This is a genomic window from Paraburkholderia ultramafica (assembly GCF_902859915.1).
GTDB classification, from domain to species: domain Bacteria; phylum Pseudomonadota; class Gammaproteobacteria; order Burkholderiales; family Burkholderiaceae; genus Paraburkholderia; species Paraburkholderia ultramafica.
The window spans coordinates 1-10328 of sequence record NZ_CADIKK010000077.1 but is presented as its reverse complement, the minus strand read 5'-3'; the positions used below and the strand labels follow the sequence as shown (position 1 = coordinate 10328).

Genomic DNA, 10328 nt, shown 5'->3' with positions numbered 1-10328 from the left:
AACAGTCGCTATCTTCATGATGAACGCTCCTTTGCCGTGGACGTCACGACCGCTCCACTCTGGCATAAACCTCTCGCTGCGTAGCGGGAGTCGTCCATCACATCAGAGCCTTGAACAGCGACTCGGAATAAGGAATGTCATTGCTCACGCCCGGGCGACTCCGCGACGGCATGACACCCAGCGCCTGAAGGGTGGCGAGCATCGTCGCGCCTTTCATCGGGCCGCCGTTATCCGAATGCAGAATCTCCTGGTCGGGCTGTATCGCCTCGCGCGCGCAGAGGTCCCTGAGGACTTCTGCGAGCCCAACGCTTTAAAATGTGACAACGCCCGCGTCCAGAAAGGTGAGCTGGCTATCGCCGACGTGCGAGTCGGCAATGACGCCAGGATCTTCCAGGGTGTTGCTGTAGAGAAATCCGCAACCAGTTGCTTGATCGTCGTGGCTCGATGACATGGCGAAAGCGGCGCTAAAAACGCCTATTGCCGGCGTAACGGCTACGGCGTCTTTTCCGTCGACTTACGATTTGCGCCGAGTGAGCGACTGCGATTTGCTTTACTCATACGATGTATACGATGTCGGTATACCCGATATGAAATAATTGTGGCCAGTAACAGCGCACCCAATATCACATATAGCAGTTCCAGTGTTCCGTCACCGCCATCCGGCGACACCCCAAACCAACGCTCAATAAAGTTCATCTCAACTATATGAACGCCTCCCGTTTGCGAAGGGTTTTCGTGTGTTCTGACGGACAGGATGGGCTGCAGTACTATATCCGGCCTTGTTGCAGCCTGATTCGCTGCGGGCCACTATGAAATCCGCTGACTCGCTCCTCATTCCTCCAGCGAGCTCGAAGCTCTTGCTGAGATTCAGGTTTAGCGAGTCCCGGTCCGACCTGTTTTGTCATCACACTCGATTGCCAGCGCAACCTTTCGACGTGTCATCCTTTACAAGAATTGATCTTCTACGCAACGCTAGTCGTTCATGCCGGTTTCGCGCTGACGTAACCTTTCTGGTACGGTCTGTCGTAAACCAGGATTGCCCAGATTCTCCTCGCCATCCTGTTGGCGAGCGCCACGGTGACTACGTTCCGTGGCCGACGCTTGCTGATCTGCTCGACCCACGGGCCAGGCTCTTTCGCGTGACTTAATACGCTGCGTGCACCATGAATCAGCAACGTGCGCAGGTAGGGGGTCGCCGCGTTTGCTGATGCCCAGCAACGTGATCTTGCCACAGGAACCGAGCTGCTTCGGCACGAGACCGAGCCAGGCGGCGAACTCCCGGCCTGAGCGGCACGACTTCGCATCGCCCGTCGTCGCGACCACGGCTGTCGCGGTCAGCACGCCAACGCCTAGCATTTCAGCAATCGCCTTGACCGCCTTGTCCTCCTGCATCCATTGACGGGGGGAGGCGTTCATTCCATTCCTCCTTCAAATTCCTTGCGTTGCAACGCAACCGTTTCTCTGTGCGGAAAGAACTTCATCGAAAAAGCCCATGTGCCCGCGTTGCCGCGCCTCGCGGCAGGGCAGATCCCGAGCACATGGGCACAGTCAGTCCCGTTTCGACGGGGGCCCGAATCGCCACCCCGGCGGTCGGTCGGAGGGGCACTCTCCCCAGCCTTGACTGCAGCGCTGCCCTGCAGGGTGCCAGCTGCATCTCGTTCGTGAGCGTCTGGTCTGGTGCGCATGACGTATTCGATAGCGCCAGAGCCGCAAAAGGCAATGAATGCATTTCGGTTGATGTCGGTCTGAATAGCGAAGTAAAAGGTAGTATTTGCCCGATGCCCCTTAAACGTTCTGTTGCGCGATTCCCGCCGTGTGTATGTCGATCTCACACCGTTGCGCGGCACGCCATTGATGGACCTCGGGGAACGCCGACGGGTTCGAGGCACTGGACAGTCCGTCGCCGCGCGCATGCACCACATCGACCGCCTGTTCCCATCGATTCGCCTCGCTCAAGCTGGCATATCGTCTCTTTGCGAGCCCGATGAAATCAGCATCTGAAACACGCGGTACGAAGGGAACTTAGTTTCATATTGCACCTCCTGCATCGGACACGACGGCCGTATGCGTTTCCATGAACTGGCCTGCCCCCGGCGCCCCACCGGCCGATTCGGTGGCCGTCTCATCGATTCCGGGACCATGACCTAGTTCGCCTATCGCCCCGCCGATGAACGGCAGTGGGGCGCCAGGGGGAGAGCTGGTCGCAAAGGAGGAGGGAGCGGGACCCGCGTTGAGGGCGCCGAGAATTGCCGCCTTGCTGGCGAGATCTTCCGGCACTCCGCCTTGCCATGCTGCGCCCGACGCGGGCGCCTGTGCCTGAAACGGGACGACACCTTCGCCGGACATTTGGGGACTTATGGTTGCGGCGCCGTCGTTGATGGTGATCTTCACTTCCATGATGGGCTCCTCTCGTCAGCTTAAGACTGCGTATCTTCCCTCGAACGTCACGGCGGTGTTCGTGAGGTTTTGCACCGTAATCCAGTAGGTGCACGCCGTGGGGCTGGCGCGCTCAACCGCGACGCTCCACTGGAGCTCTGGGACCGTGGTGTTAACTGATGTTGGCATCATATACCACACTACATGTCCCGCCGGATTCCAATTGAACGTGAACCATTTCTTGGTCTCGCTCGGGTTCAAGCTACCTGTCCATTGCACGCCCGTGTACATGTTAGCGCTCCTCGCGTTAATACCGACTCAAGATACAGTAGCGACCTTCGAAGGTCACCGGAACGTTGGTGAGATTCTGCACGCTGATCCAGTAGGTAGCGTACTCGGCGTCGGCGCGCTGCACCTGCACTGTCCAAGTAAGTTCCGGGGCGCCCGGTTTCACGGTGCTCGGCATAATGGTCCAGATCATGTGCCACGTCGCAGGCCAGCCCCAAGTGAACCAGCGCTTGGTCTCGTTCGGATTGAGACTGCCGGTCCACTGCACGCCGCAGACGGGCGTGGTCATCCAGCCATCGACCGGGATCTCCCACACGCCGCGATTTCGCGTGCCGGCGCGCAGCACACGCGCGTGAGGATGAAACACGATGTCGCCGATAAATGCATTCGGCAACGACGCCGAAAAATCTGCCCACGTGGCCCCGCCATCGAGGGTCTGATAGACACCCAGATCGGCCGCTACCCACACCCGGTTGCTGTTCCACGTATCGACGTCGATCGCGGTAAGCGGAAGATTGGGCAGGTTGTGAGTCATGTCTGTCCATGAGGACCCGCCATTATCGGACCGGTAGACCCGACCGCCGCCCATCGTGGTGTAGGTGACCCAAAGGCGATTGGAGTTTGACGGGTCAACGAGGATGTCACTCATGTTCGCGTTCGCGCGAGGCGTTGCCAGAGCCGACACCGCGCCCCACGCCGAGCCGTTCCACGTGGTCCTGAATATGCGTCCGTCGGTCGAGCCGACATACAAAGTGTTTGCGTTCGGGACGTACATTGCGCTAGAACGGGCGGCGCTGGGAAACGGCAGGCGCGTCCAGCTTGTCATGTTGTTGCGGGAAACATAGAGTGCGTCGCCACCGATCGCGATGGTATCGCCGCCACTGGCGCTCGCATCCATCGGCGGATAGAACAGGCTTCCTTCGCCGGCGGGGACAGGCGGCGGCAGATAGGTCCACGAGCCAAAATCGCCACCTGTTGTGGAACGCTCCGGGCTCATGCTGTAATAGGTGTGGAAGACCGTGTTGGGCGTAGTACGGTTGATCGCGCAATCGCCACCATCGCCGTCGGCGACGTGAGTCCACACGGGCGAGCCGGTCCAGCGCTCGGTTCCGTTATCCTGGGTGCCGCCAATGACCCAGCGGGAAGAGCCGAAGTTCTGCGCGAGGTATTCGAACTCGGAGATCACAAGGCCGTTGTTGCACGATGTCCACGTAATACCGCGGTCGGGGCTGCGGTACAGGCCGCCATCGCAGCCGACGTAGATGGTATCCGGCCGCCCCGGCTCGAACGCGATGGCGTGCTGGTCGGGGTGAATGGAGTCGCCGCTTGCGCCCTTGTTGCTGATCGTGCGCCACGTCCAGGTATTGCCTGAGAGATCACCTCGATAGCTCTCAATGGCGCCCAGATAAATCTGGTTCGCGTTGTCCGGGGCGCAGGCGCAGTACCAGTCGTACCAGGCTTGACCGGTGGCGACACCCGGTGGAATTGGTTGCGCGGTCCATGCGGTACCGGCCCGCCGCCATAGGTAAGCGGTGGCGCCGTTGGCACCCCATGCGTAAGCGACGCTGGCGTCGGACCGCGCGATCGACACTGCCAAACGATTAAACGTCCCGGGTGAGCCGGGCAGTGCAACCGGGTTCCAACTAACGCCGCCGTCGGTGGAGCGGTAGAGACCATCGGCACATGCTCCGAGTATCTCCGTTGTCGTGATCGATAGTGACCAGGTCTGTACCGCGCGACGCTGCGTCCAATGGACGCCGCCGTCCGTAGAAACGTACAACCCGCCGATGGTCGCCGCAAACATATGCTGCGTGTTCGCGGTGTCGATCACGAGATCGTAGAAACCTTGGCCAGTGAAGGGCGCCGTGCAGAGCGTCGACCACGTGGTGCCTCCGTTGCCGGATTTCAGGATGCCTGCGCCGAGCCAGGACCACCAGTTGCCTTCTCCTGTTCCGCAAAAAACGGTCGATGGATTCCTCGGATCGAAGACAATAGCCCCCACGGTTAGCGTCGCGGCATAGTCGGTACGCGGCGCCCAGCTGCCTCCGCGGTCGAAGCTCTCCCACACGCCGCCGTTAGCGGCTCCGCACAGCACATGCGCGGGGTTGCTGGGATCGACGGCGATGGCCGCCACGCGGCCGGAGACGTTAACCCGGCTGGATCCATAGGTCTGCCCGTTCGGAATCGTCCAAGGACCTAGGCTGCGCCACTGCGGGCCGGTGGCGGTCGGCACTCCGGTAGGAGGACCGGGCTCTTCGAGCGCTACCGACTTGTAGTGCTCAGCGATCTGCGCGGTGACGGCATGCACGTCCGTGCCGGCAGGGGAGGACGCCTGACCGGGAGGCGCAGCGCTAAAGGCGCGCGCGCGCTCGTCGAACTCGTTCCTACGTTCGTCAGCAACGGCCCTTTCCACGGATGCCTGTGCGACTTCGACGAGCCCCCTCTCCTCCAGATGCTGTTGCAGTCGGAGCAACGCTTTGCCGCCCGGTGGGCGCCGGCCTTCGCGCGGGTCTCTCTTCTCGTCAGCCGGCTCAATCAATTCGTCAATCGAACTTTCCATGAGACCTCCAAACGCGCATACGCCTCAGAAGATGTATAAAAAATAACTGCGGTACGGCTAACCCGATGACAAAGCCACTATCCTCGAGCGTTGTGACCGATGGCCCAAGGAGATGGCCAAACCAATCATTGACGACGAATCGTGGGCATTGATCGAACCGCCGCTGCCACCAGCGAAGCCGAGGCGCTCTCGGCATACCAGGCGCAAGGCGGTTGTGGATCGGGCCGCACGGATGGAACCTCGTTCGTGCTTTCGAGTGACAGTCGCTGTAACGAATTGCCCACCGAGATGGGCTGCGGATCAGGCGTCACTTGTTGGGGGCGCTTACGCGATTGGCAACAGGCCAGCATCCGGGGAGTGGCCTAGGCTAAGTGCTGAGTCGTCGAGGCACTGGCGCGATGGTTTGCGTCGTCTGCGTACTCGCTTCGAACATCGTGCCGACATCCACGAAGGCCTCCTCAAACTAGCTCGTTGCCTGATCTGCTGGCGAACGCTTCAGCGTTCACCTGACCCATTTTGAAACTTCTTTTAAGGCGCTCGCGACCCTCGCAGGCGTAGTTGGAGGAATTCCGGCGCGCACATACCAACGGACTACTCATGCTCGTTGTTATTGGAATTCTCGGCCTTGGGGTCGGGTTTGTCGTTGCGGCTTTCGTCCTTTCGGGGTTCGGGCTCGACTTGCGGACCGCGTTGACGCACGAATTCTTTTTGGCGTTCTCGCGCATGATCGTTCCGGGAGTCTTGGCCGCGCTCGATCTCCTCGTCATGTGGCCCACGTGGCACGGTCATCTCTCCTCCTACACCCCAATCAGCGACACCGATTTAACCTAGATTGATACTAGGACATTACATCGGTCTGTCAATGTGGGTCTGAGATCGGCTGAAAAGAAAAGTGGAGGCCATCATTTCGCAAAATGTAGGGGGTGGTCATCAACTGCGCCGTGCGCTGGTATTTTCGCTTCCCATTGCGCCAACGCGACACTGAAGAACGGCTGATCGAGCGCGGGCGGTAATTGTCAGCTACGCCTCGAAGCAAGTCGTCTTCTTTGCGTAATCTTGTATCACGCACTTTCGTGAATTTAGCGATTATCAGTACCCGTCGAACTACGGAAGGGTGTGGACTGCTCGCGCGGCCTGATACGCGCTGTGCATCCATGACGGCGAGACGACGTTCGCGACAGAGCGAGACGCATGGCGGATCAGTCGGAACGAATGACGTATCGCTACTATCCGGAGTGGTTACGATTGTCTGGCCCGAACAGGAATGCCGTGACCTTCGCTCATCGCTTCTTCGTTAGCAGCATGAAGAATTCGATCAGAAAACGAACTCCGACCAAGAAGCGCATGCTGATTCCTGTCGCGCGCATCTCGTGTCATTTCCTTCACCAATTTCCTTCACCATGCTAAGGAATAAATCATGTGCAACCATTTTCGGCTCGGTCGCGCTCGCTCGATATATTGCATTCTGCCGCCGCACATGCTGACGGAGATTGCCAAGAACGGATCTCCGCAGCAGCGCTCGCATGCCATCGATACTTTGTCGGCCGATCATAGCTTCCGGCAGTTCCGGGCTGTCCAGGCGGCGACGCTTGCTCCGAAGCGCGTTGCCGCCATGCCGGCAGCAACCGCCCCTTCGGCGCACCGGACGATCTACACGGCGAATCAAACCGAAACACTACCGGGCACCGCAGCGCGAGCGGAAGGAGCGCCGAAATCCAATGACCCCTGTGTTGACGAAGCATACGATGGGCTCGGTGCCACTTTCGAGTTCTATCTCGAGATCTATCACCGCAATTCCATCGACAATGCGGGCATGCCGCTCCTTGGCACCGTGCACTACGGCAACAACTATGACAACGCATTCTGGAATTCTCAGCAAATGGTGTTCGGCGGCGGGGACGGCACGCTCTTCAACCGGTTCACCATTGCACTTGATGTCATCGGCCACGAACTGACACATGGCGTCACGGAGCACACGGCACAACTCGCGTACTCCGGGCAGCCGGGCGCGCTCAACGAGTCCGTGTCGGACGTGTTCGGCTCGTTGATCAAGTAGTATGCATTGAAGCAGACGGCAGACCAAGCCGACTGGCTCATCGCGGCCGGACTGCTTGCCAAGGGGGTGATGGGCACCGCGCTGCGCTCCATGAAGAATCCTGGCACCGCTTACGACGATCCCGTGCTCGGCAAGGACCCGCAGCCTGCGACCATGAGCAAGTATGTCAACACGACGTCCGACAATGGGGGCGTTCATATCAACTCTGGAATTCCGAACCGGGCGTTCTGTCTCGCGGCGCTCGCGATCGGAGGTCATGCTTGGGAAAAGGCAGGTCGGATCTGGTATGAAACCTTGAACGACTCCCACATCAAGCCGACGACGAATTTCAAAAGCTTCGCGCGGCTCACCGTGTCGAACGCCGACAGGCTCTTTGGAGCGAACGGTGCGGAATCGCAGGCGGTCAGCAAGGCATGGCACGAAGTTGGTGTATTGTGAGGGATGCACGGGTCCGGTTTTTGGTCGGACTCGCCGTGGTCTCCTTGCCGGTGACCGGCTGCGCATTCGATCGCACGCGCGAGGATCTTCCCATGCACGCTGAACTGACCATCGACGGTGGACTTGCAGGCAACTTCCCGGGTCTTGCCGCGCCGATCGTCCTCGACGGGAAGGATCTGTCGCCCGATCAGAAGGCGGAGTTCTTACGCCTCGTCTCGGCCGCGCGCGCGGAGACTCATCCCGCTCGCGACAGCGCGGCGAAGCCGATACCCGATGGGCGCAAGTATCGGCTCAGCATCGCGATGGATCACGACGACATCAAACTCCGGGCCGCCGATCCGACCGTGCCGCCGGCCTTCGCCGCGCTGAAGAATTTCGTCGTGCAACACGGGCATCGTTGAGCCAGTTGCACGGCCGGCGCCCGGCGGTCAGGGCGCCGGGTTTTCGCTTGCCCGATTCCAGCGGCAGGGATGCGCAGCGGTACTGTCGGGTGTCGGGTAGCTGGGCGCGGTTACCCGCGTCCAGCCCCCTCAGGTAGGGTCATGCCCTGAGGAGCTCTGTCAAGTTTTTTGTTCGACGTCTAAATCTCGCTACGACGATCATCCCGCGCCCGCCCGTGGACAACGACGCTGCCCACCCCCGGCGTCAGACTAGATGTCGCCTCTGAATTTTCTTAATTTCAAGAAATCAGAGGTGCAAGCTGAAGATGAAACAAACGTATTCTGTCGAGTTCAAAGAGCAGGCGCTGTTGAAGGTCTTACACCGCGGAAGCCGCACCATTGGATCCGTGGCAGATGAATTGAACATGAATGTGATGACCTTGAAGAACTGGATGAAAGGTGCCGCGGCATCGGCCCGGAGCGAAGGCTCCGGGCACGCAAGACGACCCGAGGACTGGTCACTGGGAGAGCGTCTGCTGGCCTTGCAGCAGAGCCATGGACTGCTCGACGAAGCGCTGAACGCGTGGTGTCGTGAACGGGGGCTGTTTGCTCATCATCTCGCACAGTGGCGCGTGGACTTCTGCGCGGGTGGCGGGGCTGGGAGCGGGCGCGAGAGCGCCCAGGAAGTACGCGAACTGAAGCACGCCAACACGCAGCTTCAGCGCGAACTGAACCGGAAGGAGAAAGCCCTGGCGGAGGCGGCCGCATTGCTGGTGCTGCAAAAAAAGTATCGTGCGCTGTTCGGGGACGGGGTCGAATGACGTCCCTCGAAGAGCGCAAGACATTGATCGGCCTGATTGGCGAGGCGACCACGGGTGGCGCTCGCCAGGCGCGCGCGTGTGAGGTGCTGGGGCTGAGTGCCCGTACCATTCAGCGCTGGCAGGGCGGCGAGCCTGACGCGGTGGATGGGCGCTCGTTACGATGCCACGAGCCGCCTCACAAGCTGAGCGCCGCCGAACGTGCCGAGCTGCTGGCGGTGGCAAACTCGGCCGAGTTTGGTCACTTGCCTCCCAGCCAGATCGTTCCCCGTCTTGCTGACCAGCAGCGCTACATTGCCTCGGAATCGACGTTCTACCGGGTGCTGCGCGAGGAAAAGCAGCTCGCACACCGGCGCAGTGAGCGGCCGGCCAGCGCCCGCAGCAAGCCGCGCGCAATCTGTGCCTACGCGCCCAATCAGCTGTACAGCTGGGACATCACTTATTTGCCAGCGACGATTCGTGGGCAGTATTTCTATCTCTATCTGTTTATGGACGTGTTCAGCCGAAAAATCGTCGGCTGGCAGGTCTATGCCGAAGAGAGCAGCGCCCTGGCCAGCGAGGTCCTCAAGGATCTCTGCGCGCGTGAAGCGATACAGCCCGACCAGGTCATTCTGCATTCCGACAACGGCGGGCCGATGAAGGGCGCCACGATGCTGGCCACCCTGCAGGCCCTGGGCGTCATGCCGTCATTGAGCCGCCCTGCCGTGAGCAACGACAACCCGTTCTCGGAGTCGCTGTTCAAAACGCTCAAGTACCGGCCCGCCTACCCGCTGCAGGCGTTCGACACCCTGTTCGCCGCGCGCACCTGGGTGGCAGAACTGGTGCGCTGGTACAACCACGAACATCGTCACAGCGCGATCCGTTTCGTCACGCCGGCCCAGCGCCATGCGAACCTTGATCCCTTGATCAGGACATCCTGGATCAACGCGCGGCGCTCTACGAGAGAGCACGCCAGCGTAATCCGCTGCGCTGGAAAGGCCCCACACGCAACTGGGAGCGTATCCATGCGGTGCATTTGAATCCCGATCGCGCCGACGATCAGGGTGTCATTCCACAACCCCGTAACCAGGAGCGAAAAGCAGCCTGAAATTTAATCGCCGAGGCGACAACTGCATTGACAACGGCCGGAAACGGGGTTAGGGCTAGGTTATTAGGGCACCGCCAAACGAAAGAGGCGGCAACAGACAAACCGAGCCTACTGCTACCGCGCCACATCTCGACTCTACCGGTTACGGAAGTTCAGCACCTTAGGAGGGAAAGCGAATCGCCGGTAGGCGACGATCTTCCGACCCGCTCGTATCGCAGTTTTCTTGTTGGCGATCGCTCGAGTATCCAATTCTTAGAGGCTTTCCCGCCACGCCCCTTGCAAGACGCGGAATTAGCGCTTGATCGCGCGTGTCATCAGATAGTGC

Annotated in this window: 5 protein-coding genes and 5 pseudogenes; 7 read left to right on the top strand and 3 right to left on the bottom strand. The window is 60.2% G+C overall.

Annotation, left to right across the window (positions count from 1 at the left end; all coding sequences use genetic code 11):
* A partial coding sequence (locus HV744_RS38650) for a hypothetical protein (RefSeq protein WP_217469204.1) occupies positions 1–448 on the top strand: 448 nt, incomplete at its 5' end.
* 532 nt (positions 449–980) lie between these two features.
* Here the strand turns inward: HV744_RS38650 and HV744_RS35375 are convergent.
* The 3 genes and pseudogenes from HV744_RS35375 to HV744_RS36920 all read right to left on the bottom strand — a co-directional run.
* Positions 981–1401, bottom strand: a pseudogene (locus HV744_RS35375) (transposase); the annotation flags it as partial.
* Between the two features lie 627 nt (positions 1402–2028).
* Positions 2029–2397, bottom strand: coding sequence for a hypothetical protein (locus tag HV744_RS35370; RefSeq protein ID WP_175153900.1), 369 nt, complete (start codon positions 2395–2397; stop codon positions 2029–2031).
* A 286-nt stretch (positions 2398–2683) separates the two neighbouring features.
* Positions 2684–5224 carry a WD40/YVTN/BNR-like repeat-containing protein gene (locus HV744_RS36920; RefSeq protein ID WP_217469203.1) on the bottom strand — a complete coding sequence of 847 codons (2541 nt, stop codon included), beginning with the start codon at positions 5222–5224 and terminating at the stop codon, positions 2684–2686.
* A gap of 112 nt (positions 5225–5336) precedes the next feature.
* Here HV744_RS36920 and HV744_RS38645 point away from each other — a divergent pair.
* The 6 genes and pseudogenes from HV744_RS38645 to HV744_RS35340 form a co-directional block, all read left to right on the top strand.
* Positions 5337–5575: pseudogene (locus tag HV744_RS38645) on the top strand (transposase); the annotation flags it as partial.
* A 246-nt stretch (positions 5576–5821) separates the two neighbouring features.
* Positions 5822–6055, top strand: coding sequence for a hypothetical protein (locus tag HV744_RS35355; RefSeq protein WP_175153899.1), 234 nt, complete (start codon positions 5822–5824; stop codon positions 6053–6055).
* Positions 6056–6147: 92 nt separating this feature from the next.
* Positions 6148–6231: pseudogene (locus HV744_RS37890) on the top strand (IS6 family transposase); the annotation flags it as partial.
* A 410-nt stretch (positions 6232–6641) separates the two neighbouring features.
* A pseudogene (locus HV744_RS35350) lies at positions 6642–7718 on the top strand (M4 family metallopeptidase).
* A 92-nt stretch (positions 7719–7810) separates the two neighbouring features.
* On the top strand, positions 7811–8119 hold the full coding sequence (locus HV744_RS35345) for a protealysin inhibitor emfourin (protein ID WP_175153898.1): 309 nt from the start codon (positions 7811–7813) through the stop codon (positions 8117–8119).
* Between the two features lie 305 nt (positions 8120–8424).
* Positions 8425–10003: pseudogene (locus HV744_RS35340) on the top strand (IS3 family transposase).
* The last annotated feature ends 325 nt before the right edge of the window (positions 10004–10328 follow it).